Annotated in this window: 24 protein-coding genes, 1 tRNA gene and 1 pseudogene; 12 read left to right on the forward strand and 14 right to left on the reverse strand. The window is 61.0% G+C overall.

Annotation, left to right across the window (positions count from 1 at the left end; translation table 11 throughout):
• Positions 1-16 precede the first annotated feature (16 nt).
• Positions 17-229 (forward strand): acylphosphatase, encoded by a 213-nt coding sequence (locus tag AB8A27_RS08210; protein ID WP_441244855.1) that lies wholly within the window; start codon positions 17-19, stop codon positions 227-229.
• Positions 230-290: 61 nt separating this feature from the next.
• Here the strand turns inward: AB8A27_RS08210 and AB8A27_RS08215 are convergent, their stop codons facing one another.
• From AB8A27_RS08215 to lipB, 3 genes are all read right to left on the reverse strand, one after another.
• Entirely contained in the window at positions 291-743 is a 453-nt protein-coding gene (locus tag AB8A27_RS08215) for a phosphotransferase family protein (protein WP_441244856.1), read from the reverse strand.
• The gene (locus AB8A27_RS08220) at positions 625-1239 is read right to left on the reverse strand and encodes a phosphotransferase (RefSeq protein WP_441241492.1); all 615 of its coding nucleotides are present in this window, start codon (positions 1237-1239) and stop codon (positions 625-627) included. The genes AB8A27_RS08215 and AB8A27_RS08220 overlap by 119 nt, the downstream gene beginning before the upstream one ends.
• A gap of 116 nt (positions 1240-1355) precedes the next feature.
• Positions 1356-2084 (reverse strand): lipoyl(octanoyl) transferase LipB, encoded by a 729-nt coding sequence (gene lipB, locus AB8A27_RS08225; protein ID WP_441241493.1) that lies wholly within the window; start codon positions 2082-2084, stop codon positions 1356-1358.
• 80 nt (positions 2085-2164) lie between these two features.
• On the opposite strand from lipB, the gene AB8A27_RS08230 reads away from it, so the two are divergent.
• Together AB8A27_RS08230 and AB8A27_RS08235 are read left to right on the forward strand one after the other, a co-directional pair.
• On the forward strand, positions 2165-2407 hold the full coding sequence (locus AB8A27_RS08230) for a FliM/FliN family flagellar motor switch protein (RefSeq protein WP_068730739.1): 243 nt from the start codon (positions 2165-2167) through the stop codon (positions 2405-2407).
• 103 nt (positions 2408-2510) lie between these two features.
• Positions 2511-2595: transfer RNA gene (locus AB8A27_RS08235), tRNA-Leu, on the forward strand.
• A gap of 313 nt (positions 2596-2908) precedes the next feature.
• Here the strand turns inward: AB8A27_RS08235 and AB8A27_RS08240 are convergent.
• From AB8A27_RS08240 to AB8A27_RS08255, 4 genes are all read right to left on the reverse strand, one after another.
• Entirely contained in the window at positions 2909-3268 is a 360-nt protein-coding gene (locus AB8A27_RS08240) for a hypothetical protein (RefSeq protein ID WP_441241494.1), read from the reverse strand.
• 221 nt (positions 3269-3489) lie between these two features.
• A complete protein-coding gene (locus AB8A27_RS08245; protein ID WP_441241495.1) occupies positions 3490-4569 on the reverse strand; it encodes a phosphatase PAP2 family protein in 1080 nt (359 codons plus the stop codon).
• Between the two features lie 255 nt (positions 4570-4824).
• Positions 4825-4947: a hypothetical protein gene (locus AB8A27_RS08250; protein ID WP_441241496.1), complete on the reverse strand. Its 123-nt coding sequence runs from the start codon at positions 4945-4947 to the stop codon at positions 4825-4827.
• Positions 4948-5053: 106 nt separating this feature from the next.
• Complete coding sequence (locus tag AB8A27_RS08255; protein ID WP_441241497.1) at positions 5054-6991, reverse strand: FAD-binding monooxygenase; 1938 nt, start codon at positions 6989-6991, stop codon at positions 5054-5056.
• Between the two features lie 188 nt (positions 6992-7179).
• Between AB8A27_RS08255 and AB8A27_RS08260 the strand changes: the two genes are divergently transcribed.
• Positions 7180-7656, forward strand: a complete 477-nt coding sequence (locus AB8A27_RS08260; protein ID WP_441241498.1) for a MarR family winged helix-turn-helix transcriptional regulator — start codon at positions 7180-7182, stop codon at positions 7654-7656.
• Between the two features lie 42 nt (positions 7657-7698).
• Here the strand turns inward: AB8A27_RS08260 and AB8A27_RS08265 are convergent, their stop codons facing one another.
• Positions 7699-8895 (reverse strand): MFS transporter, encoded by a 1197-nt coding sequence (locus AB8A27_RS08265; RefSeq protein ID WP_441241499.1) that lies wholly within the window; start codon positions 8893-8895, stop codon positions 7699-7701.
• On the opposite strand from AB8A27_RS08265, the gene AB8A27_RS08270 reads away from it, so the two are divergent.
• Positions 8855-10921 (forward strand): UGSC family (seleno)protein, encoded by a 2067-nt coding sequence (locus tag AB8A27_RS08270; RefSeq protein ID WP_441241500.1) that lies wholly within the window; start codon positions 8855-8857, stop codon positions 10919-10921. The two genes, AB8A27_RS08265 and AB8A27_RS08270, sit on opposite strands and share 41 nt — an antisense overlap.
• A gap of 41 nt (positions 10922-10962) precedes the next feature.
• Here AB8A27_RS08270 and AB8A27_RS08275 read toward each other — a convergent pair whose 3' ends face one another.
• Positions 10963-11829 (reverse strand): AraC family transcriptional regulator, encoded by an 867-nt coding sequence (locus AB8A27_RS08275; protein ID WP_441241501.1) that lies wholly within the window; start codon positions 11827-11829, stop codon positions 10963-10965.
• A 207-nt stretch (positions 11830-12036) separates the two neighbouring features.
• Here AB8A27_RS08275 and AB8A27_RS08280 point away from each other — a divergent pair, with 207 nt between their 5' ends.
• Positions 12037-13251 (forward strand): ABC transporter substrate-binding protein, encoded by a 1215-nt coding sequence (locus AB8A27_RS08280; RefSeq protein WP_441241502.1) that lies wholly within the window; start codon positions 12037-12039, stop codon positions 13249-13251.
• Positions 13252-13403: 152 nt separating this feature from the next.
• Entirely contained in the window at positions 13404-13778 is a 375-nt protein-coding gene (locus AB8A27_RS08285) for a hypothetical protein (protein ID WP_441241503.1), read from the forward strand.
• A 25-nt stretch (positions 13779-13803) separates the two neighbouring features.
• Here the strand turns inward: AB8A27_RS08285 and AB8A27_RS08290 are convergent, their stop codons facing one another.
• Positions 13804-14436: a TetR/AcrR family transcriptional regulator gene (locus AB8A27_RS08290; RefSeq protein ID WP_441241504.1), complete on the reverse strand. Its 633-nt coding sequence runs from the start codon at positions 14434-14436 to the stop codon at positions 13804-13806.
• 133 nt (positions 14437-14569) lie between these two features.
• Here AB8A27_RS08290 and AB8A27_RS08295 point away from each other — a divergent pair, with 133 nt between their 5' ends.
• On the forward strand, positions 14570-14956 hold the full coding sequence (locus AB8A27_RS08295; RefSeq protein ID WP_441241505.1) for a nuclear transport factor 2 family protein: 387 nt from the start codon (positions 14570-14572) through the stop codon (positions 14954-14956).
• 234 nt (positions 14957-15190) lie between these two features.
• Positions 15191-16294, forward strand: coding sequence for an alkene reductase (locus tag AB8A27_RS08300; protein ID WP_441241506.1), 1104 nt, complete (start codon positions 15191-15193; stop codon positions 16292-16294).
• 27 nt (positions 16295-16321) lie between these two features.
• Here AB8A27_RS08300 and AB8A27_RS08305 read toward each other — a convergent pair whose 3' ends face one another.
• Positions 16322-17611: a polysaccharide deacetylase family protein gene (locus tag AB8A27_RS08305; protein WP_441241507.1), complete on the reverse strand. Its 1290-nt coding sequence runs from the start codon at positions 17609-17611 to the stop codon at positions 16322-16324.
• 117 nt (positions 17612-17728) lie between these two features.
• Positions 17729-18511 (reverse strand): polysaccharide deacetylase family protein, encoded by a 783-nt coding sequence (locus tag AB8A27_RS08310; protein ID WP_441241508.1) that lies wholly within the window; start codon positions 18509-18511, stop codon positions 17729-17731.
• 166 nt (positions 18512-18677) lie between these two features.
• On the opposite strand from AB8A27_RS08310, the gene mgtE reads away from it, so the two are divergent.
• Positions 18678-20108, forward strand: a complete 1431-nt coding sequence (gene mgtE, locus AB8A27_RS08315) for a magnesium transporter (protein WP_441241509.1) — start codon at positions 18678-18680, stop codon at positions 20106-20108.
• 217 nt (positions 20109-20325) lie between these two features.
• Here the strand turns inward: mgtE and AB8A27_RS08320 are convergent, their stop codons facing one another.
• Positions 20326-21024, reverse strand: a complete 699-nt coding sequence (locus AB8A27_RS08320) for a hypothetical protein (RefSeq protein WP_441241510.1) — start codon at positions 21022-21024, stop codon at positions 20326-20328.
• Positions 21025-21625: 601 nt separating this feature from the next.
• Between AB8A27_RS08320 and AB8A27_RS08325 the strand changes: the two genes are divergently transcribed.
• A complete protein-coding gene (locus AB8A27_RS08325) occupies positions 21626-22108 on the forward strand; it encodes a lysozyme inhibitor LprI family protein (RefSeq protein ID WP_441241511.1) in 483 nt (160 codons plus the stop codon).
• A gap of 45 nt (positions 22109-22153) precedes the next feature.
• Positions 22154-22294 (forward strand): annotated as a pseudogene (locus AB8A27_RS08330) (magnesium transporter); the annotation flags it as partial.
• A gap of 207 nt (positions 22295-22501) precedes the next feature.
• Here the strand turns inward: AB8A27_RS08330 and AB8A27_RS08335 are convergent.
• A complete protein-coding gene (locus tag AB8A27_RS08335; RefSeq protein ID WP_441241512.1) occupies positions 22502-23263 on the reverse strand; it encodes a hypothetical protein in 762 nt (253 codons plus the stop codon).
• Positions 23264-23417: the final 154 nt, after the last annotated feature.

Below are 23417 nucleotides of genomic sequence, written 5' to 3' on the forward strand. Positions count from 1 at the left end.
CGGCTTTGGCCGGGCTATTTATTTATCTGGATTGCTACGCAATCGCCGCGATGGCAGCGTCGAGGCCGTGTTCGCCGGATCTGCCGAGATCGTCGACCGGATGATCGCCGAATGCTGGCGTGGGCCGATCTCGTCGCGTGTGGATGCGGTCGATGTGAACGATGCCGGCCCGGACATGCTCGCATTACGCGGGAATATTGCAGGCTTTGCGACGCTGCCGACCCTGTAGCAGGGCGCGCGTCAGAGGTGAGGGGCCTGTCGTCGGCTGCCTTCGAGAAGCGGGCGGTGCGCTATGACGCGCTGTATCGTGCCAAATCAGCGGAGAGTTTATCGAGCAGTTGCGTGTTTCCAATCTCCGCCATCCAGCACCAGAGCTCGAGCACGAAATACAGATGATACAGTTCGAGCGTTTCGGACCAGCAATCTCTCGCCATGTTGCCGTAGCCCTGCAGAACAGCACGTCTCGTGTCATCGCCGAGATAGAAGAGCGTCTTGGCGACATCCATCAGCGGGTCACCCGCCAGAGCACCCTCGAAATCCAGAACGCCGGAGAGCCGCATGGCTTCTTCGATCGTGACAAGAAGATTTCCTGCATGAAGGTCGTTATGGCAAAGCACCGCACCGCTACAGGCAGCGAGTAGTTGTTCGCGGTCTGCGGCGTATCCTGCAACCCTTTGTGCAATGTCCGCCGATCCGCCTCTTTCCGCGAATTGCGCGAGCTTCCGCTCGAATTGGCCGGTCAGGTAGACGCGATTTGTCGAATGGGCAGTCCATATGCCTTTCGGCCCGATATAGCCGAACGCTTCCATGGGAATGCGGTGGAACTCGCGCAGCAACTGGCCAATCTGCACGTAGGCGGAATGCAGCTGCTCCGAACTCAAGGTGCTCTCCAGCGGGCCCAGGAATCGAACCGTCGAGCTTGGCCATGACGAGAAAATTGAGACCAAGCAGTTGTTTGGTGTCATCCGCGAAGAGAATACGTGGTGCCGTGACGCTCAGCCGATCCGCGATGAGACCGACAACGGTCACCTCCTTTTGCATCTTCCAGTGCAGGGAGTCGGGATAGACCTTCAGCACCATCGGCCGATGTTCTGCGTCGGCGAAAGCGATTTCGTAGACCGCGGCGATCTCCCCGCCATGCAGGTGGACGACTGCCGCAACGGTCCGGCCCGGCGCCACCTTGTCCATGATCAACTGCGCCGTCGGCAGCGATATCTGCAGCTTGGGTCTGATATTCATCGGCGAGCATCCGTGCGGAGATCGCCACGTTGGCACGTTTGGAAGCTCATCGACAAATAGCCTCGCGGCATTTGCTGCGCCTTCACGATGGTCATCGTTGTGGAGGTGAAGCCGTCCTAGATGGCGACCGCAGTCTCGGCGTCGAGCGCCTCGCCGAACACCTCGCCAAAGGCCTGCCGCAACGCCACGTCCACATCCGTCATGGTCACCGGCAGGCCGAGATCGACCAGGCTGGTGACGCCATAGCGCGGATCGACCACGCCGCAGGGCACGATGGCGTCGAAATGCGCCAGATCCGGTTCCACATTGATGGCGATGCCGTGGAACGAGACCCAGCGCTTCAGCCGCACGCCGATGGCCGCGATCTTGTCCTCGTACCCTGTGCCCTTGTCGGGCCGCGCCACCCAGACGCCAACCCGGTCCTCGCGCCGCTCACCCCTCACATTGAAAGCGGCCAGCGTCCGGATGATCAGGTCTTCCAGCGCCGCCACATAGGCGCGCACGTCGGGTCGGCGCGCCTTCAGGTCGAGCATCACATAGGCCACCCGCTGGCCGGGGCCGTGATAGGTCACCTGGCCGCCGCGGCCGGTTTCGAACACCGGATATCGGGCATCCAGCAGGTCATCTGCCTTGCCTGACGTGCCGGAGGTGTAGAGCGGAGGGTGTTCCAGCAGCCAGACCAGTTCTGGTGCGGTGCCATTGGCAATGGCCGCCGCCCGGGCCTCCATCTCGGCCACGGCCTCGGGATAGGGAATCGGGGCATCGGACACCCGCCATTCCACAGCCGGTCCCGGTTTGGACTGGGAAAACACTGTCAAATCGAGGGTTTGGCGGTCATTAACCATTGGCTAACCATAACATGTTGATCTCGCAGCACTGCAATCTTGCATCTGTGCGATCCTGCATCTGGGAATTTGGGGCCGACGTGCCAACCCTCGATAAAATTACCGTCGATATCATGGTGGTCCTCGGCACGACGTCGATGCCCGTCCATCAGGTGATGCGGCTGAGCCGCGGCGCCATCATCGAACTGGATGCCACAGAGCAGGACGAGGTCAAAATCCTCGCCAATAACCTGCCCGTGGCCAGTGGTGTGGTGATGGTCGATCGCAACCGGATCGCGGTCGAGGTCAAGCAGATGCTGCCCCGGTCGCCTGACCACAGATAGGTTGTCCGGAAGAGGCCAAGAGGCCTTGTCTCCCCATCATTGGTTTGTTACATCGGCGCCGGTTGATCCGGCCGGGCGATTTGCCCTTCGCCGGATTTCTTTAGCGCTCGTGGCGGAATTGGTAGACGCGCTGCCTTGAGGTGGCAGTCCGTAACAGGGTGGGGGTTCGAGTCCCTCCGAGCGCACCACACCTCATCCTTGAAATTGCTGGATTATTCGCGGTTTTCCTCACGCTGGTGCTGTGTGAGGGAGCGAACGATGCCTGCCGGCTTCGCGCCTGCACTCGTGGTGTCGATTCGACTCGGTCGATGCGTTTATCGGCCTGACCCGGGAGCACCCCGCCTGTCTCAACGGCAATCGGGTGAGGGGGCATTCCAGCGGAATCGCCCGCAAAACTTGCCAGCGGCCAGCGCTGGCACGGATCCACATTTCAGTTGTGATCCGCACCAACAGAAAACGCCGCACTGCTGTCAGCAACGCGGCGCCCTGATATCCGACAGCCTATTTCTTCATGTGGTCCTTGGCCATTCCATCCTTGGCCATGCCGTCCTTCTTCATCTTGGTGGTGCTCATGCCTGATGTGCCGGACATGCCATCTTTTCTCATGGTGTCGGGACGATCTACGGCGGTGCCGGTGCTGGTGGTTCCCGGCTGATTCACGCCTGCACCTGTCGAACCCGGCTGCGGCGCGCTCGGGTTTGCGCCTGACTGCGCAAAGGCGGAGGTTGCGGTGAAACCGGCGACTGCGGCTGCGATCAAGATCTTCTTCACTGGAATTTCCTCTCTGTCATTGCAGTGCGCACGGAGAACAGAAGCCAAAGAATATTGTTCCTCGCAAATGACGGCATTGGGAACGATCATTCCGGCCTCGGATTGGCGGATGCGCATGCCAAAGTGGAACCAGAAAGCGTTCGACAATGAGATGCTGGCGGCCGTTGTCGCGGCGACGCTCGCAGGCTTCGTCACGCTCGTCTTGTGGGTCATTTTCGGACCATCCTGATCGTGCCGCATCGCCGCCGCGTATCTCGCGGCAAACTGCGGGCGGCGGTCAGCCGCGAACCCCGACTTCGCTCCGACAGGCGCTAGATCGCGCCAGCTAGCGCGGTATCGCCAGATCGAGACGTTCCGGAATGAACCCTCTTCATCGAACGGATGAGCGTGATCGACAAGGCGGTCACGGCACCGCTTGCGATCAGGTCTGCCAGATAGTGTCCTCCCACCGGCAATGTCGAAATGATCATGACGCCGTTGATCAGCAGGGCGGGCAAAAAAGTATAGAGTCGGTCTCGCAGGGCGTAAGTCGTGACTAGGCCGAGAATTGTGTGACCAGAAGGAAAGGTCACCAGGCAGTTGACGTTGGGAGTGTCGAAATCGATCAGAGGCGGATGCGCGGATCGGAATTGCATGAGCAGCTCATGATGCCACATGCCGGCATCGGTGCCGAAATTGCCGAATGTGTCCAGTGCCGGTTGGTGCAGGGAGTAGGCACCCGCGGCCGGCAAGATCAACATTCCCGCAGCGGTGCCGATAGCCGTCAGGCACAGCATGGCGAGGAATTCCGCGAGTCTTTCCAGGCGCTTTGAAAGGCAGAGCCAAAGCATAGTGGCGAACACGACACCGCCTGTATTTTGATAGGCGACGAGAAGGACGCTACTGATCAAGTCGCTTCTGTTGGTCAAAGTGAGGAATGACCTCCAATCAAAGCCGAGACTTGCATCCAGGGCGGCGAGCCGCAGATCTTGCAACGGTAACGCAGCGCTAGTTGCGAGGCAGCAGAAGATGATGACGGCGGCGGCCAATAGCGCGAAGGCGACCATCGCCACGGTGACCGTCCCCAGGCAATCTGCGACGAGCTTGAGCAGTCGCCCGATCGGATCGTTTTTGCCTTGGAGTCTTTGGGAAATCAGTTCGCACAGGAGTGCGGCAAACAGGCTGAATGAGATCACCCGCACGAGTGCTATCCAACTGGACGGAGCCAACCGAAGGTCCGTTATGGCGATCCATACCAGATCGACGATCGCCAAGCTGCAGATGACGGACCACGCCAGCTTCATGTAGCAGCTGGCCGTTGCTCCGCCTCGCGCCAGAATTGCGACGTGAGCGGTGATGGTGATCAGGAAGCGAAGCGACGAGTTAAGGCTATGAGCACCGCGTGCGTTCACCGCATCTGTCTCCGAAACATTCAGCAACACTGAACATTCGAAGTAACAGTCGCTCGCTTATAGGTGGTATTATTTTGCGCAACGCGGCTCGCCTTTTGGCCCTCAGGGTTTCAAATGAGCGAGAAAATTAGCTTCAATTTGATCGAGTTGATGGCGCCCGAACCGATCTAGGCAGTGGCCGGCCGTTGGATCATGTTCCGATGAACCGTGCGGCGGCGCAGGCATCATTTGAGCGAGGCGGAGGCGCGCCTGGTTTCAGCCGCTCGCCGCCAGCACCAGCGCGCAGATCGCCGCGACAGCACCGATCACGAATGTCGCGCCATAGCCGAACACGCCCGCGGCATATCCAACTGCCGGTGCTGTCAGCCCGACCGCCACGCCGCTGCAAAGCCAGCTTTCCAGCAGCGCGCGGACTTATTTGGCCTTCTCGGAAAACGAGGTTGTCGGCTCTACACGCTGGCGTTCAGCGACGTCGGTTACGCGCCTACCGCTGTATCAAAAAACCATCAAAGAATGCCGCGAGCGATTTGTAACCGTCCAGTGGAAGGACGTGCGCGACATATTGATCGGGCCTGACGATCACCACGCATCCGTGTTTGCGATCGATATTACGCAAGGTGAATATGTCGCTCCGCGTATCGGAGCAGAATATCTTTTCATAATCGACAAGTCCGAAGCGTCCCTTTTTCGGAAGAAGCAGGGGTGGCATCACATTGATGGCCAGCTCATCATGGCTTTGCTGGAAAATGGCGCGGACGTCGATCACGGAGTCGATATCGTCGTCGGCCGAAGTATATTTCCTGATCGGCGATTGCTCAGCCTCAGTCAGAAATTCGCAGAGAGAGTGAATGCCGGACTTGGGTGAGGCCGGATCTTGCGATCCCGCGAAGGCGAAAAGTCGCCAGCGCCCATCCGCCTTGATTGTGTGGCCAAGATGTAGCGGCTTTGCATCCGTCACGCGAATGACAGGTGCAGAATGAAACCGCATGCCGATCGTCAGGCCAGCGGCGAGGTGCTGATAGGTGCTCTCACCGGTGATCGGCGATGGCCGATAGAGAACTGCCGTTCCTGCCGTATAGCGTCCATGCTTGACGAAGTAATCCTGCGTCTCGGCCTGATCGTTTTTGGGAGTGCTTCCGTTTGCGGTCGATTTTGAAGCCGAGCTCAGGACCTGAGCCCACTCGCGGTCGAAATCGATCAGTTCTTTCGCGATTGCCTGACGTTCGGCTGAATAGCTATGCAAGAGCGCGGGCGCGCATGTCTTGCGCAGGACGGAGGCCAACTTCCAGCCCAGATTGAAGCCATCCTGCATGGAGACGTTCATGCCCTGGCCCGCTTTCGGACTGTGGGTGTGGCAAGCGTCCCCGGCGATGAAGACGCATGGCTCGCTCCTTGTATCCAACTCCTGAACATCGTCGAACTTGTCGCAAAGGCGCTGGCCGATCTCGTAGACCGACCACCATGAAATCTCCTTCACGTCGAATCTGTACGGATTGAAAATCCGCTGAGCCGCCGCAACGAGATGGTCGGGCGTGATATTGCGATTGGCGACGCGCTCTCCGACGTCGAGTTTGTCCATCTCGATGTAGAGGCGAAAGAGGTATCCACCCTCGCGCGGGATAATAATCATGCTGCCGCCGGTGGCGGAGCGGATCAAGGACTTGAAGCGGATATCCGGGAAATCGGTGACGGCCAGCACGTCCATGACGCCCCAGGCGTGATTGGCGGAGTCGCCGACAAGCGTGCGCCCGATGGAGCTGCGCACCGTACTGCGTGCCCCATCGCAGCCAACGACATAGCGGGCCTTGATGGTTTCGATCTGATTTCCGTGAGTGGGGTCAAGTCGCTCGATCCTGGCTGTCACGCGATGTGGATGAGCGTCATCGCGCGCAACCGACGGCGCGATGTCGAGACCCAGGAGGCGCCGCGCATAGTGTGGCTCCAATGCCGCGGGAGACTTCCGCATGACGTCGAGATAGAAGTCATGCACGCGTGCCTGGTTCAGGACGACGTGGGGGAATTCCGACAACCCGTCTTCGGTGTCCTGGACGCGGCCGCTCCGGACGATATTGGCGGGCAGCTTCTCGTCGGGCGTCCAGAACGTCGTCTCGTTGATCCAGCAGGCTTCCTTGAGCACGCGCTCACTGAAGCCAAAGGCTTCGAACATTTCCATCGTTCGGCAGGCGATGCCGTCTGCCTGACCGCGCAGAAGTGGGCCGGGCTTCTGGTCAATGATGCAAGTCTTGATGTCGGGGAAAGCAGACAACTGCGCAGCCAGTGTCAGGCCTGCTGGCCCGCAACCGATGATGAGGACGTCGACTTGATCTGGCAGCGCTCCCGAAGCGCCAGGCGCCGGATGACGCATCGTTGGATCGGCAATCTCGGGATCGCCGGGCGCAAAGCCATTCAGATGGAACTGCATGACGTCTCCTTGTCTTGGCGGGCTCCGTTCCTGGCCAATCATCGCCAAGGCGAACCTCGTTACCCCCGTCGCGCGCTATCAGGGCTTGTGCGGTCGTGCGCCCGATCCGTACGGTGGGCTCGCAGTACTTGATCAGTATGCTGATGATCAGTATGCTAGTCAAGCAGGTGTAACGCGAGGAGGATCGGGTGGCGGACAACAACGAAAAGCCGGGGCATCTCGCGCGCCGTTTCCAGCAGATCGCCGTGGCGATCTTTCATGCAGAGGTCGAAGCGGCCGGCTACGATTTAACGCCCGTTCAATATGCGGCGCTCACGGTTGTCGAAGCGCACCCTGCCATTGATCAAGTGACGCTTGCCGGGCTGATTGCCTATGACCGAACGACCATCACGGGCGTGGTCGACAGGCTGGTGCAGAAGGGCTTGCTTCAGCGTCGGGCCAATGACCGGGACAGGCGGGTGCGAGAATTGCTCGTCACCGACGAGGGGCGGCGGATTCTCGGCGGTATCGAGCCCGTGGTTGAGGCAGCGCAACGGATCATGATGCGAGGCCTGACAAGCAAGGAGTCCGCTGAATTCCTGCGGCTTCTGCATAAAGTTATCAAGGCTGGCAACGAATTGAGCCGGGCGCCGTTGCGCGAGGCAGTGTCCGCCGCTGCGAAGTAACAGTCACAACAAAACACGAGTGAGGTGCGTGGCGTGCTTGGCTCACCCGCTCGCCGCAAGCACCAGCGCGCAGATCGCCGCGACAGCACCGATCACGAATGTCGCGCCATAGCCGAACACGCCCGCCGCATATCCAACTGCCGGTGCTGTCAGCCCGATCGCCAGATCGAAGAAGGCGATGAAATTCGCCACCGCGCGGCCGCGCTGTTCGATCGGCACGCGGCGCGTGGCCTCGACGCCCATCGAGGGGAAGATCAGCGAGAAGCCGATGCCGGTGACGAGTGCGCCGAGCAGCGCGAGCATCGGGCTCGTGGATAGCCAGATCAGCGCCTGACCCAGCGCCTCGATGGCCAGCGATGCCATCGCGACGCGCGCGCCGCCGAACCGGTCGGGCAAATGACTGCCGACCAGGCGCACGACAATGAAGCCGGTCGAGAAGGCGGCGAGCGCGATGCCTGCGCCGGACCAGCCGCGTTCGACATAGGTTAGCGCGAGAAAGCCGGTGATCCCCGCGAAGGGAATGGTGGCCAGAAACAGGACCGTGCCGGAGCGCCAGATCAGTCCGATCACCTTGTAGAACGGCGTGCGTTCGGTATTGCCGGACACCGGCACGTCCGGGATCGAATAGGCGACCGCCAATGCGATCAGCGGCGAGATGGCGGCCAGCACGCCGACGCCGGCGAAGCCGATGGAGGCGTAGACGGCAAGGCCGATCGGCGCGCCCAATCCGATCGCCGAATACATCGCGATGCCCTGCCACGACATGATGAAGCCGGTGCGATGCGGGCCAAGCCGGCCGATGCACCAGCTCATGGCGCCGGTGATGAACAGGCTCTCGCCGAAGCCGAGCGCGACGCGGCCAATCAGCAGCAGCGCAAGCTTGCCTTCGCTTGGCAACGGCGCAACGGCCGCGAGCAGATAGAACAGGCCGGCCAGCGCCGCCAGCGGCAAGCCAAGCCGGATCACGTAGCGCGCGCCGTGGTGATCGCTCATGGTGCCGGCGCGGTGCCGGGTGAGCACCGTCACCACCGACTGGATGCCGATGGCGAAGCCGATCACGCCGGCCGAGAAACCGAGCTGGTCGTGCATGTAGAGCGAGATCGGCGGCAGCGGCAGGCCGACCGAGAGGAATCCGAAGAAGACGATCGCGACCTGCTTGATCAGGCTCTTGCGGTCGTCGCGGCTGAGAGGCGCGGGCTTGGACGCAGTTTTGGATTTGAGGGGAGCGTTCTGGTTCATGTCGACGTGCTTTCGGGGCGGCCAGCCATGTTGGGGCTGTCCGGAGCTGAGCACGTTGAGTGACGTTAACGCTTACGGCTGGGAGATGCCCTGCAAGCGGCTGGTTACGTCGAACCTGGTTCCGCTGTCAAGGTCGCGATGCACCGGCCGGCCGTGCCGCGCCAACGGATTTGTACCTGGACGCGGGTCCGATCTCCGTCAGGCCGCGCATCGAAGCGCGTCACGGTCCCGCAGGATCACGAAACTTATCCAACATCATTCAATCTTCGCGCGCCCGCTCCGAGCAGAGTCCTTGCAACAGGTCAGTGCAGGGAAGCATCGGATGATGACAGCGACGCCTTATCGAACGGTCTCGCCGGAAGGGGCGCCTTCGATCGAGATATTTTATCCGGCGAACCGCCCCGCGACCCTTGCAGGCCGCCGGATTGCTTTCGTCTGGGACTATCTCTTTCGCGGCGACGAGATCTTTGCGCTTCTGGAGGAAGCTCTGGGCGAAGCCTTTCCGGACGCAACCTTCGTGAGCTACGAGAAGTTCGGAAATACACTTGGTGGCAATGATCGCAAGGTGCTCGCCGAACTGCCGGGCAAGCTCGCTGAACACGGCGTGGATGTGGTGATTTCCGGCATCGGCTGCTGCGGCGCCTGCACGCCGGCGGTCATGCGCGCCAGTGCCGCGATCGAGAAGGCCGGCATTCCAACGGCCTCTCTGGTGTGCGAGGGTTTTGCCGGACAGGCCCGTGCAGTCTCTCCGGGTCTTGGTTGCGCCTGGCTGCCCGTGGTGGAGATGCCAGGATATGTCGACAGCCTGAGCAATGCCGAATTGCGCGACATGGTGTTGTCCCATACGGCGCATGCCGTAGTGAAGTGTCTGACGACACATCCGGCGCCGCAGGGAAAAGCGGCCAGGATCTATTCGCCGACCGAGATTGTGGCGACGGGCGACTTCAACGAGATCAACGAAATCTATCGGGTCGAAGGCTGGTCTGACGGCTTGCCGGTCGTTCCGCCGACACGTGAGGCGGTGGCAGAGTTCTTGAAGTTTACGCCCTATCCGCCGGACAGGCTGATTGGCTGCGTTCAGCCATCCGGATCCGGCGTGACGATCTGGAATGTGGCGGTCAATGGCGTCATGGCTGGGTGTGCGCCAGACTATATGCCGGTCCTGGTCGCCATCGCCGAGATCATGGCCAGCCCTGCCTACGGGGTCGAGCACAGCGGCGACACGACGGGCGGCGATCCGCTGATCGTGCTCAGTGGTCCGGTCATTGAAGCGCTCGGGTTCAATTGCGAAAACGGCGCGATGCGTGAAGGGAACAGGGCCAACACCACGGTGGGACGCTTCCTGCGTCTCTTCCTGCGCAATGTTGTCGGGCTGCGGCCGGGAGAGGGTGACAAATGCACGTTCGGCCATTCCGCCCGCGTGGTTCTCGCGGAGCACGAGCCGGCAGTCGCAAAGCTGGGCTGGACGACATTCGCAGGGCGCCAGGGCTTCGCAAAGGGCTCCAGTGTTGTAACGGTCGGAAGATTCACGGGTGACACCGTTGTCGGCTCCATCTACGGCCGCGATCCCGAAGACATCGCGATCTATCTTGCTGACGGTTTGATCCGTCAAAGCTGTTGGGAGCTATGTTTCACGGCCGGCCTTGCGCCGGGCACCCTCCGCCCGCTCGTGGCGATCAGTCCGATGGTCGCCAAGACGCTGGCGAAGGCCGGAAGCAATATCGAAGATCTGCGCGAGCGGCTTTATCGCCATGCCCGGATTCCCGCCTGGAAGTTCGAAGCTTATATCGGCAAATACTCCAACTGCGTTCCGGGACGCCGAACGTTGTGGCGACTTCACGCAGACGGGCTTGCTGCCGCGCATTTCGCGGAAAGCGACGATCCGAACCGGCTGGTGCCCGTGGTCGAGCGCGCGGACCATATCCTGATCGTCGTGTCGGGCGATCCGTACCGCTCCAACGCGATGGTCTTCGGCAGCAACGGACTGCACGGCTTTCCGACCAGCCGGGAAATACGGCTTGCGTGACCGGTGGCCGGGCGGTCCTTCCTCTGCGACCGCGTCACTCGTTACAGGCCGGGAAGCGGCCATGTGATGCGCGGACGGCTGGTCGCCGGCTGCGACTGAAAGGCGAGATGGTCCTTCCTGAGCCGGCCGGGCGTGATCCCGGTCACCCGCTTGAAGGCGCGTGTCAAATGGGCCTGATCCGCAAACCCCGTTGCAGCGGCGACGTCTGCCACGCTTTGCCCCTTGGACAGCATTTCGAAACTCTTGTGAAGGCGCTGCTGCATGTGCCAGGCATGCGGGGGTATTCCGACGATAGCCGTGAAGCACCTGACCAGCAGAAAGCGGTCGATCCGCGCAAGTTGCGCAAGCTCGGTGAGCGTGACGTTCCGGTGCAGATAGGCGGCCAGATATGCTTTGCAGGTCTCGACCGCCCGCAGTTCGATCGGCTTGTGAGATGCCCTCTGCGGAAGGCGGGTGTGCCGGGTCAGAAAATGCTCCAGCACATCAAGTAACGCTTCTTCCTGCTGAAGTACGGGCGCTCCATTGAAGCTGCGGAACAGCGTCTGCAGAGCGCGCTTCATTTCATCATCGCATATTGCGGTCTCGCAGAGAAAGCGTGCGCCCTGAGGGTGATGCCGTTCGAGCACGTCCGATGGAATGGTGATCGTGTGATAGTACCATCCACCTTCGACGCCGGGTTCGGCTGCATGCACTTCATGCGGAGGCACCGCCAGAATTTTCCCCGCATCGGCGAAATGAGTCACGCCCCGGCAATGCAGCGCCTGTACGCCGTCGCTCAAGAGCGACAGCATCAATCCGTCGTGGCTGTGCCGGGGCAGGACATGGTCGCGATATCGTCCTGCGACGACCTCTATCCCACCCAGATTGTGCAGTTTCAGGCCACGGGGAAGAGACTCTTCAATTGCCATGCTTGAGCTTAGGAGGGCGGCGCGGCGGGACGCAAGCGCTTTGCGCTGCGCCGGCCTACGCGTGCGAAATATCCAATAACGTTCAAGCTTTCACGCTCTGCCTCTGGCATTCGAGAATCCGGCCATGTTTTTGCATGACTGGTTGCGAGAGCGTTTTGGACGGGGTGAGCCGATCGGCGAGGTCGGCTGTCGTGAGGGGAACGTGGAATGCCAGGCTCAAGGTCTCGTTTCATACTGCTGGCGCTTGCACTGGTTGCGCTCTTTGCGTCGCTTGGCGACGGGCGCGCTGAAGACGCGCCGCTTCGCATAGGCGTTCTCAATGATCAGTCGGGCAGCACCGCGGATGTGACCGGGCTGGGATCGGTGATCGCGGCGCGCCTTGCAATTGAAGACTTCGGAGAGAAGGTGCTTGGGCGTCGCATCGAGCTGCTTTCCGCCGACCATCAGAACAAGACCGATATCGCAGCGGCGATCACGCGCCGGTGGATCGATGTCGAGAATGTCAGCGCCATCGTCGACGGTGGCACCTCCGCCGCCGGGCTGGTGATCCAGGATATCGTCAGGGAGAAAGAAAAGATCGCCATGTTCTCCGGCCCGGCGACCTCCGACCTGACCGGCAAGGCCTGTTCGCCGCTCGGCTTTCACTGGACCTACGACACATATGCGCTGGCCAATACGCTGCCGAGAGCAATGGCGAAATCCGGCGTCGACACCTGGTTCTTCATCACGAGCAACTATGCCTTCGGTCATGCGCTCGAGCGCGATGCAACGACCGCCATCGAGCGGCTGGGCGGAAAGGTGCTCGGCCGCGTGAGGCATCCGCTGGGGACGGCCGATTTCTCATCCTTTCTGCTGCAGGCACAGGGATCCGGCGCCAAGATCATCGGCCTCGCCAATTCCGGCGACGACTCGCTGAACACGATCAAGCAGGCCGATGAATTCGGTATCGTGAAGGGAGGCCAGCGGCTTGGCGGCCTCCTTCTTCTCATCAACACCGTGCATGGTCTCGGACTCAAGGCATCGCAAGGCATCGTTATCGCCGAGGCCTTCTATTGGGACCACGATGACGAGACGCGCCGCTTTTCAAAACGTTTCGAAGCGGTCGCCAGGAAGAAACCCAACATGATCCAGGCGGGCGTTTACAGCGCAGTCACTCACTATCTGAAATCCGTTCAGAAAGCGGGTTCGATCGCCGGACCAGCCGTCTCCGATACGATGCGATCGCTGCCCGTCAACGATTTCATGAGCAAGGACATCAAGATCCGCAAGGATGGTCGCGTGATGCGCGACATGCATCTGTTTCAGGTCAAGTCTCCATCGGAGTCCACAGGACCCTGGGATTACTACCAGTACCTCTCGACCGTCCGCGGCGAGGACGTATTCAGACCCGTGGCGGAAAGCGAATGTGCGCTGCTCAAATAGATGCGTGACGGGGCAACGCGGGCTTAGCCTGGCCAAATCGGAAGATCGATTGCAGTTGTCGTTGCGTTTTAGCGCTCTCGTAACGATCTACCGCTAGCAGTGCCGCAACCCGGCGGCGACCATCCCGTGCCGGTCGATCTTCCGGAGCGGACATGAAATATCTGAGCTATGCCTATCGTTTCATCTCCAACTTTGCCTTTCTGGCGCTGGTCTATTTCAGCCTGAATTTCGTCGGCACCTACCAGCAGCGCGCCATCGTGGCGGCTCTGGTGCTGGCCTATGCCGCCATGCGCGCGATCTCGGCGCTGCGCACCTTCATCTTCTTCAAGGCGATCGAGAAGCTCGAACTCGAAGCACGCCGGCTCGGCGGCTTGTCCGGCGAGGGCCCGGCTGCCGTCGCAACACGCAAGATGGTCGTCAAGGACGTGGTCGATCAGCGCCAGGCCGGCGAGATGAAGTCCTATATCGACCTGCTGTTTCTTGGCATCATCGTGATGTTGTGCATCGCCAAGATCGTGTCGAACTAACCGATCTTTTTTCGTGACGGAGCCCCTAGCGCTTCGCCAGCAGGGCAGTGGCGCACTCCGCCACCTGATCGAGCTGCGCGCGTGAGGCGCCATCGCTGGCCTCGATCGACATGCCCTGCAACAGCGTGTTGAGCGTGTTGGCGACTGCCTTGACGTTGATGTCTGCCGACAACTGACCATCAACGACGCCGCGGCGCAGGCGCTTGAGGAACAGCCGGCGCCCTTCATCCCGCAATGCCTTGAGTGCGTCGGCCACGTCACGCGCCTCGGCCGGCACATTGATCGCACCCAGCACCACGATGCAGCCACACGGCGCCTCGGGCTTGGTCAGAATGGCGGTGGCCTCTGCGAAGAAGGTGGTAATCGCCCGGTGTACGTCGGGCTCGCCGTCCATCGCGTCCCACGTCTCGTCCCAGAACACCCGCTCGTAATGGCCGACAGCTTCCAGGAAGAGCTGGGCCTTGTTGCCGAAAGCGGCGTACAGACTGGGAGGGTTGATCCCCATTGCCGTACAAAGCTCAGCGATCGACGCTGGTGCGAAACCCTTTTCCCAGAACACTTTCAACGCTTGTTCCAGCGCGGCTTCGCGATCGAAGCTGCGCGGACGCCCTTTGGCACGGTGCGGCGAAATTTTCGGAGCAGGATCGGAAGCAGGCATCTTTTCGAAATCCGGGTTGACTTTCTGTATCGGTCGCTACATATATTATTCTGTATCAACCACTACAATATGTCCATTGTGAGAGTCACGTGATTTTTATGCAGCAGATCAATGGTTTCAGAGGAGATCAGTCATGACCAGGAATATCAAGACCGTTTCAACCGCCGACTTCGACGCTGTTGTTGCGGTCGCGCAAACCTATGTGGACGGTCTTCGCGTCGGTAGCGCCAAGGATGTCGCGGGCTCGTTTCACGAGGATGCCGTGATGTACGGCTTTACCAATGGCTCGCCGATGGCCGGCACGATCCGCAATCTCTACGAGTTCGTGGAAAAGAACGGCAAAGCGCCAGACATCAAGACGCGGATCGACGTGTTGGCGATCACGCCGACCACGGCGGTCGTGCGGGTCGACATGGAGAAGGACGCGATCGGCGCCGACTATACCGACTTCCATACACTGCTGAAGGACGCTGGCGGCTGGAAGATCGTCGCCAAGGTCTATCATCAATACGAGGGCTGATCACCGACGCGGCATCGCTGCCGGTCGATCATTATCACCCCATCCTCAGCCTCGTGCCAATCACCGGCGAGCCGCGAAGCTTCATCCGCTGGACTGCACGTTTCGACGTTCGGCTCGGCCATGAATGATCCGAACAGGTCGAAATCATTCGCGGCCTGATGGCCGGCCGCTACGTGCGCTGGCTGATTTGCTGACCCGCCGAATAGCTTGAACCAGATTCTGAAAACGAAACCGATGACCGACAATTCGACCTGCACCGACCTTTTTTCGCCCGTCAATCTGGGCGACATCCATCTCGCCAATCGCATCGTCATGGCGCCGTTGACCCGCAGCCGCGCGGGCGACGATGGCGTGCCGACCGAACTGCACGCCACCTATTATGCGCAACGCGCCACCGCCGGTCTCATCATCGCCGAGGCGACGAACATCTCGCCGCAAGGGCGCGGCTATGCACTGACGCCCGGCATCTGGAGCGACGAACAGGTCGCGGGCTGGAAGAAGGTGACCGATGCCGTCCATGCCGCGGGCGGCAAGATCGTCTCGCAGCTCTGGCATGTCGGCCGCTTCAGCCATGTCGATCTCCAGCCGGATAGGCAGGCGCCCGTCGCGCCGTCCGCGGTGAAGGCGGAGGGGCAGACCTACACGAATGACGGCATGGTCGACGTGTCGATGCCGCGTGCGCTGGAGATTGACGAGATCCCCGGCCTGATCGCCGATTATGTTCGTGCTGCAGATAACGCCAAGCGCGCCGGGTTCGACGGGATCGAGGTCCATTCGGCCAACAGCTATCTACTGGATCAGTTTATCCGCGACAGCACCAACATGCGGACCGATCGCTATGGTGGCTCGATCGAGAACCGGACACGCCTGACGCAGGAGGTGGTCGAAGCCGTGCTGCCCGTGTGGGGCGCGGGCCGCGTCGGGATACGTCTGTCACCGACCACACCAGACGCCGGCAATACGCCGATGGATAGCGATGTGATGGCGACCTACGGCTATCTGATCCGCTCGCTCAATCGCTTCAATCTCGCTTATCTTCACTTCGTCGAAGGCGCGACCGGCGGCACGCGTGAAATTCCGGCGGGCATCGATCTCGATGCGTTGCGGGCTCAGTTCGAAGGACCGTATATCGGCAACAACGGCTACGATCTCGATCTCGCGATCGATCGCCGCAGGGCGGGCAAGGTCGACGCAGTCGCCTTCGGCCGTCCCTTCATCGCCAATCCCGATCTGGTTGCGCGGCTGCAATATGACGTGGCGCTCGCTCAAGCGCCGCGAGACGCATATTACGGTGGCGGCGCGAAGGGATATATCGATTGGCCGATGAGCGCGTCGTAATCGGAACGTGAAACTATATCGTCGCGCTCAGTGCGGGGCGGCAGCTGCGGTCGGATGCAGACCCGGCGGAATGGCGCCGGGGATGGTGCGCCTGGCAGCGCTGGCATCGATCGAGATCAGCTTCCCGATGGCATCTGACTCAGCAGCGCGGACCGGCGCCGTCTGCTGCGCATGATGCGGCAGCCGGACCAGCGCGTTGACGGGCTTGCTGTGGCGCTCGGTGATCTCGAACAGGTCCTGTGCCGGCACCGGCAAGGATGCATTGGCCGTCATCGCATGCAGCGTCGCGCTGCGCGGCCATGGCGCCTGTTCAGGCAATGGCACGGCGCCCCGTCGCCGATCGAAAGTCCTGCTCAGCGACAGCATCTGGTCGGAGGCCGAGATCGCCGGCGCCGGCAGCATCTCGTCATGGGCGAAGGCGAATGTCGGCACCTTGTGCCAGCGCGTGACGGCCACGGTCTCCGACGCCGGATGCAGCTGCCACTGCTGCGGCTCCGTGGGCGTCTTGGGCTTGTCCGGCGTCGCCGCCTCGACATGGACGATGCGATAGCCGCCGGCCTTGAGGTCGCGCAGGATGCCGGGCAGGGCGGCGACGGTGCGCGGCTGGATGTCGTGCAGCAACAGGATGCCCTTGCCCTTGGCGGCAATGCGCGAGATCGCGAGGTCATGGACCCTCTGCGGGGAGACATGGCGCCAGTCGTCGGCCGGGAAGTCGGCGCTCCAGGTCTGGATGCCGCGCGAGGCCAGATAGTCCTCGACCACGCTGGCGCGCAGCAGGCCGGGAATGCGGAAGAACGGCGACAGCAGTGCGGGATCGCCGAGCGCCGCCGTGGTGTTGGCGATGCCGTCCTCGATTTCCTGCTGCGCCCTCTCGATCGGCATGCGGTTCATGCTGAGCGGATGGTTCTGGCTGTGGGTACCGACGGTGTGGCCGAGCGCGATCAGCTTGCGCACGCCTTCGGGATGTTCCTTCGCCATCCGGCCGACGATGAAGAACGTCGCCTTCACGCATTCGGAGGCGAGGATGTCCAGGATCGCGTTGGAGTGCTTGGGGATCGGGCCGTCGTCGAAAGTCAGCACGACTTCCTTGTCCTTGAGCGGCAGCGTCTCGGCATATTGCATGGTGCCGATCTTGGGATGCTCGCGCGGATCGACCACGATGGTGCGCGAGGTGCCGAGCGCGTCGGGATTGCCCGGGCACGCCTCGGCCGACAGAGCACTGGTGGTGGAGGCTGCGGCGGCGGTGAACACGGTCAGGCCGGTGAGCAGGCTCAGGCACAGAAGGCGTCGTGCCCGGTCAGTCGTCACCTTGTTCATCAATCGATCCGTCACTCGCTGCAATATCCGCCGGAAAGGTACCGGGGCGGCCATGAACGCAATGTTAATCATGTCGGCCCGCCGACGGTATTTTCCGCATCCTGATGATCGCGCGTTCTACTGGGTACTGGAGCGGGCGGAGGAGCCTGCAGCCGGCGGCACGATATGCACGACCCGGTAGCGGTTCTCCCGGAGATAGCGCAGGAAATCGGGCAGCATCGCGGCAGTCTGCGCCTTGGTGTCGTGAAATAGGATGATTCCCCGCCCGGCGGCTTTCAGCCGGCCGGTAATCAGCTCCAGTTGCTGCTGCGGGGTCATGGGATTCCAGTCGCTGGCCCAGAAATCCGCCCCGAACACCGCGATCCGGCGGGACTGCAGCATGTCCAGCAAAGCCGGTGTCGACTCGAAATAAGGGAATCGGAAGAACGGCGTGGTCGGCACCGTGGTGGCCTTGCCGTTCAGCGCCATTTCGTCGGCGCTGATGCCCTTGTCGATCTGCTCGACGGCCGCCGCATTGCTGATCTTGCTGAGATGGGCATGGGCGAGGGTGTGATGGCCGATGGTATGGCCCTCGGCGGCCATGCGCTTCACCAGCGCCGCATTGGCCGCCGCGCTGTTGCCGATCAGGAAGAAGGTCGCGCGAACACATTCGCGCGACAGCGCCGTGAGAATCTTGCTCGTGGTCGGCGCATTCGGGCCGTCGTCGAAGGTCAGCACGACCTCGCGGTCTTCCAGCGGCAGCGTATCCGGAAAACTCTGCGTCCCGACTCGCGGGTAGGCCTTGGGATCCACGGTGAGAATGCGCGCGGTGCCGAGCGTATCCTTGCGTGGGCAGTCGTCGGCATGTGCGACGACGGTCGATGCAATCAAGGCAAAAATGGCGGCCTTCAACACGTTCACGACACTTTCCCGGCCGCTGATTTCGCGCACCGCATTTTTCCGATTGCATCAGGCATTGCGCATTGGGTAATGCCTGATGTGAGCTTCCGTTCACAGATGGATTAGCGCATTTCCGAAAGGATAGCGCTAGCTCCGTCACCCCCCAAACAAACAGGCGAGGTGCGGCATGGCCGATGATGTCGATCTCGCCCAATCGGTCGCTCCCGAGGAGTTGTCGGCACTCGACAAAATGCCGATGCGCAATGATGAAGGCGACATTCGCCCCGAATTTGTCGAGGCGATCTCGCGCGCGGTTCAGATTGCCGATACCGCATTCCTCAAGGAAATCGTCGGCGAGCTGCACGAGGCCGATCTCGGTGACCTGATCGAAGCCCTCGATGCGGATGAGCGCGTACCGCTGATCGAGCTGACCGGCGCCGATTTCGACTTCTCGGCGCTGAACGAGGTCGACGACACCGTCCGCGAGGAACTGCTCGAGGATCTGCCGCCGGAAACCGTGGCCGAGGGCGTTCGCGAACTCGATTCCGACGATGCCGTCGAACTGCTGCAAGGCGTCGACGAGGAGGTCCAGGACGAGATCCTCGAGAAGCTGCCGCTGTCCGAGCGCGTTGCGCTCGAGCGCAGTCTCACTTACCCCGAAAACTCCGCCGGCCGGCGGATGCAGACCGAGTTCATCGCGATGCCGCCGGACTGGAATGTCGGTCAGGCCATCGACTACATGCGCGAAACGCCGGACCTGCCGGACCGGTTCTACGAGATCTATTCCGTCGATGCGGACCAGCGCTGGCAGGGCGCCGTGTCGCTGGACGCGCTGCTGCGCGCGCGCCGCCCGGTGCCGCTGGCCGACCTGATCGACGAGGACCGCCGCCGCGTTTCGGTGATGGACGATCAGGAGGAAGTGGCGCGGATGTTCGGCAAGTACAATCTTGTCGCCGCGCCCGTGGTCGATACTGACGATCGCCTGGTCGGCGTCATCACCATCGACGACGTGGTCGACGTCATCGAGGAGGAGGCCGACGAGGACCTCAAGGCGCTCGGCGGCGTCACCTCGGACGAAGAACTGTCGGACAATTTCTGGACCATCGCCAAGGGCCGCTTTACCTGGCTGCTGATCAATCTCGCCACCGCCTTCATCGCGTCGTCCGTCCTCGGCCTGTTCGAGGACCAGTTGCAGCAGATGGTGGCGCTCGCGGTGCTGGCGCCCATCGTCGCCAGCCAGGGCGGCAATGCCGCGACCCAGACCATGACGGTCGCGGTGCGCGCCTTGGCGACGCGGCAGCTCAATCCCAACAACGCGATGCGCATCGTGATCCGCGAAGGTCTTGTCGGCCTGATCAACGGCGTGGCCTTCGCCGTGGTCACCGGCGTCGCCGCCTATGTGTGGTTCAAGACACCCGGTCTCGGCATCGTCATCGGCCTTGCAATGATCTGCAATCTGATCGCCGGCGCACTCGGCGGCATCCTGATCCCGATGGTGCTCGAACGCGTGAAGGCCGATCCGGCCGTGGCCTCCGGCACATTCGTCACGACGGTGACCGACGTGGTGGGCTTCTTCGCTTTCCTCGGGATCGCGACGCTGTGGTTCGGGCTGAAGTAGTCCGGTTTCCGCCTGAGATCTGCGTGGGATGGGTAGAGCATCTTCACGAACCCCACCATCCTGATCACAGGGTGATGGGTTTCTCGACCCAGCGCCTTTCTGAGATTGGCGACGCGATCCGCCCAAGTGATGCTCATCCGATGTCACCCGGCAATCGCACGTCCCACCGGCGCATCGCACGTCACGCAGGGAAGCATGAACGCTGCTAGCAGCCACTTCAATTCGTCGTGGTCTTGCCGCCGCGCATGGACACGAGCTTGTCCTCACGAAACCGGAGAATGAGCCATGCGGTCTCATCGAAACCGTCTGCGAGCTTTCCGTGGTGAGAATACACCATCTGAGCAGCTTCCGACTTCGACGGTGGTCCCAGCGCCGTGACGACCTCCAAACGCGACATACCTGAATGCAGCTTGCCGTCGAAGACGAGGGGGGCGAACCTTTTCGGGATGGTGGCGCAATCGGTCGAGGTCTCGGTGCCTTTCTCGGTGAGCTCTTCAACGATCTCTGTGACGAGATGGTCCGGGCCACCTATCTCTCCGCTCGATACGACCCATAGTCGATGCTCCGCGCGCCCATAACACAGCCAATAGATGCTACTTCCAGCGTCGCCCTGGTGTTGGATGGTCCCTACGCCCACGGCTTCGCGGACCGCGCTGAGCGTCGTCTTCTCGAAGCGGCCGGCGAACACGCCTAGCGAAAAGCGGGTCGCCAATCTCTTCACGACCGTCGGCGGCACGCTCTCGAACGCATGTTCGTCGGCTGGCGGCGGCGGTGTCTGCGCGGAGCAGTCGTTCGCGGGTATCGCGAAAAGAAGAAGCAGCAAGAAGAGCGTCTTTCGGCCGTCAAATCCGAATTGCCTCAGCAGGTCGCACCCAGACGTCGAGAGTGCGGGCGTCAGTTTTCGGGTGTTGGACACGTCAGTCTATCTCCTGCGATGAAGAAAGGCACAATGTGTCATAGCCGCTGCGCACGCCCATTCGGTTCAATCAGGTGGCCAGTCATTGTTTCCGGCGCCTCAAATCTGCAACGACCCGCCCTCACACGGTGTTTTTTTATTCCATCTGCGTTGAGGTGACCTGCGCCATCATTTCCGGCCTGTCCACCATTGGCGGCCCAGGTGCGCCGCTACACTCAGCCACATGACGGACGACACAGCCACCATGGCTGACTCGATTTGCGATTTGACCGGCTCGCCGACAAAAAACGCGATCAACCACGTCGCGGCCATCAGGCCTATGATGTAAGGGATAAGCCTCACTAGTCTTGATTCCTGATAGATTGGTGCCACTCGGCAGGATTTTGTCGCAAACGTGTATTCCCTGGTTCATTGGAAGGCGTCGCGCAGGTGTTCTTTCGCGACTTCGGCCTGATAAGTCATGGTGAGATCCAACGGTGGTAGATCAGGAGCGGGTGTCTCGCGAGCCGCGTGGTTACCCTACGGTTGAACCTCATGCGTGGTTCTATGACCAACATCCATGAAAAACCAAACACCTCGATGCGTCGAACGGAGATCTCCAATGAGGCTCAAACTTACCGCTGTCATGCTCGCTGCAAGCCTCCCGTTCGCATCGGTGGCTTTCGCCCAGGGCGCCAAGCCCACCGACGTTGCAGTGATCGATGCCTGCCTGAAGACCGCGGAGGAAAACGGTGGCTTTGGCGGCGCTTGCGTCGGGCTCGTCGCCGACCCCTGCATCAAGGCGGCAGAGGGCGCGAATGACGACGTCGCCAAATGGAAGGCCTGCGCGTCGCGCGAACTCGCCATTTGGACGCAGAAAACCAATGAGGCGCTAAAGATGGCTCAGGCCGGCGGAGCCGACGTGACCAAGGCGGCCACGGACTCGCAGAAAACTTTCGGCGCGTCGCGTGATCGCTTCTGCGCGGTCTTCGACAAAGTCGAGCCTGGCATGTACCGGGGCGGCGCGAGCTACTGCCGCCTGCGCGAGACCGCGAACCGCTCGCTGAGCCTGATCAAGCTCGGCGCTGCGGTCAACGAGCACTGAGACCTCTTAGTAAGTAGGATGGGGTGAGCGAAGGCGCATCGCGCCGGCATCCTGATTCCGATGGTGCTCGAACGCGTGAAGGCCGATCCGGCCGTGGCCTCCGGCACATTCGTCACGACGGTGACCGATGTGGTGGGCTTCTTCGCTTTCCTCGGGATCGCGACGCTGTGGTGCGGGCTGAAGTAGTCGGGTTTTGGCCTGAGGCGCGGGTAGGATGGGTAGAGCATCTTCGCGAAACCCATCACCTTCATCCCAGGGCGATGGGTTTCGCTCCGGCGCGATGCGCCTCCGCTCTACCCATCCTACGTTCGGACTCTGAGGCCGTTGTCGCGTGTGTCACTCCGGATGGAGGCGTACTTACTCATTATTCGGGAGTGCGAGAGCCTCCAGAGTTCATTCGCTGATACGATTTAAAACGCTATCGTACCAATCTTGCAGCACTGCATTTTCGCCTAAAATGGGGAACAAGCGAAAAGCCTGTATCGCTCCTACAAGGCAGTGTTCAGCAGTAATCAGATAAGTTTCGAGGATCTCAATATTCTCGGCATCCTTCGGTGTGCCGGACATTCCAAAGAGATGAAAGTGGCCAGGCGTGCCACCGTATAGATCCATGCACTCAACATGGCGCCCGTGAACAAAATTCGAAAGATTAATGTAGATGTTAGACATCAATTTTGACAGTGGAACGCTGCGATGTTCTACAGCAAGAGATTGGTCGATAAAACTTGCGACGTGCTCATGCACGTCCTGTTGCTTGAGTTTTAGGCGTTTTGCGCTCACGGAACGGCTCTCATAGTGATCCTCAAAATAGTCCCGAACGATATCCGCTGCTCGACCGCTTGGGCGCTGCGTGCCGTCTAGGGATGATGCCATGTAGTCAATTTGGCTACAGTACTCGATCACTGTTCGAAGCAGTACGTAGATCTCTTGCGCGAAACCTCCGCGGCAAAGTGTCGTGCACGCGTAAAATGCACTAACCACTCGGGTGCCTTTCAATAGTACAAAATGCATCGCGGAAGGATTACTGTATCGGAAATAACGTTCGGAGCGGTTGAATACTGGTTGCTCCATTGATGATGAGAGCGCGTGAATAAATTCGGCCATGGCGTCGATGCGCTGCTCAATTGCAACTAGGCGGGTCTCAAAATCGATCACTGCGGGAGTCCTGTTCCATGGCCGCTGAGGTCACCTCGTGGGCGTTGTCGACTGCGTCAACAATTGATAGCATGAACCGTGTTTATTGATCCGCACTATCCAACTATCCTTCCGCCCGTTCTCGGTGCTCTCCTTGCCGTGACGCTGAATATTT

This window comes from Tardiphaga sp. 768_D3_N2_1 (assembly GCF_052076105.1).
Classification (GTDB): domain Bacteria; phylum Pseudomonadota; class Alphaproteobacteria; order Rhizobiales; family Xanthobacteraceae; genus Tardiphaga.

What these genes read in the sequence shown, in the direction of transcription:
- AB8A27_RS08220 (WP_441241492.1), bottom strand. Translation starts at nt 1,239, where the DNA reads ATGAATATCAGACCCAAGCTGCAGATATCGCTGCCGACGGCGCAGTTG.
- lipB (WP_441241493.1), bottom strand. Translation starts at nt 2,084, where the DNA reads ATGGTTAATGACCGCCAAACCCTCGATTTGACAGTGTTTTCCCAGTCC.
- AB8A27_RS08240 (WP_441241494.1), bottom strand. Translation starts at nt 3,268, where the DNA reads ATGATCGTTCCCAATGCCGTCATTTGCGAGGAACAATATTCTTTGGCT.
- AB8A27_RS08255 (WP_441241497.1), bottom strand. Translation starts at nt 6,991, where the DNA reads ATGCAGTTCCATCTGAATGGCTTTGCGCCCGGCGATCCCGAGATTGCC.
- AB8A27_RS08265 (WP_441241499.1), bottom strand. Translation starts at nt 8,895, where the DNA reads ATGAACCAGAACGCTCCCCTCAAATCCAAAACTGCGTCCAAGCCCGCG.
- AB8A27_RS08275 (WP_441241501.1), bottom strand. Translation starts at nt 11,829, where the DNA reads ATGGCAATTGAAGAGTCTCTTCCCCGTGGCCTGAAACTGCACAATCTG.
- AB8A27_RS08280 (WP_441241502.1), top strand. Translation starts at nt 12,037, where the DNA reads ATGCCAGGCTCAAGGTCTCGTTTCATACTGCTGGCGCTTGCACTGGTT.
- AB8A27_RS08285 (WP_441241503.1), top strand. Translation starts at nt 13,404, where the DNA reads ATGAAATATCTGAGCTATGCCTATCGTTTCATCTCCAACTTTGCCTTT.
- AB8A27_RS08290 (WP_441241504.1), bottom strand. Translation starts at nt 14,436, where the DNA reads ATGCCTGCTTCCGATCCTGCTCCGAAAATTTCGCCGCACCGTGCCAAA.
- AB8A27_RS08295 (WP_441241505.1), top strand. Translation starts at nt 14,570, where the DNA reads ATGACCAGGAATATCAAGACCGTTTCAACCGCCGACTTCGACGCTGTT.
- AB8A27_RS08300 (WP_441241506.1), top strand. Translation starts at nt 15,191, where the DNA reads ATGACCGACAATTCGACCTGCACCGACCTTTTTTCGCCCGTCAATCTG.
- AB8A27_RS08305 (WP_441241507.1), bottom strand. Translation starts at nt 17,611, where the DNA reads ATGAACAAGGTGACGACTGACCGGGCACGACGCCTTCTGTGCCTGAGC.
- mgtE (WP_441241509.1), top strand. Translation starts at nt 18,678, where the DNA reads ATGGCCGATGATGTCGATCTCGCCCAATCGGTCGCTCCCGAGGAGTTG.
- AB8A27_RS08325 (WP_441241511.1), top strand. Translation starts at nt 21,626, where the DNA reads ATGAGGCTCAAACTTACCGCTGTCATGCTCGCTGCAAGCCTCCCGTTC.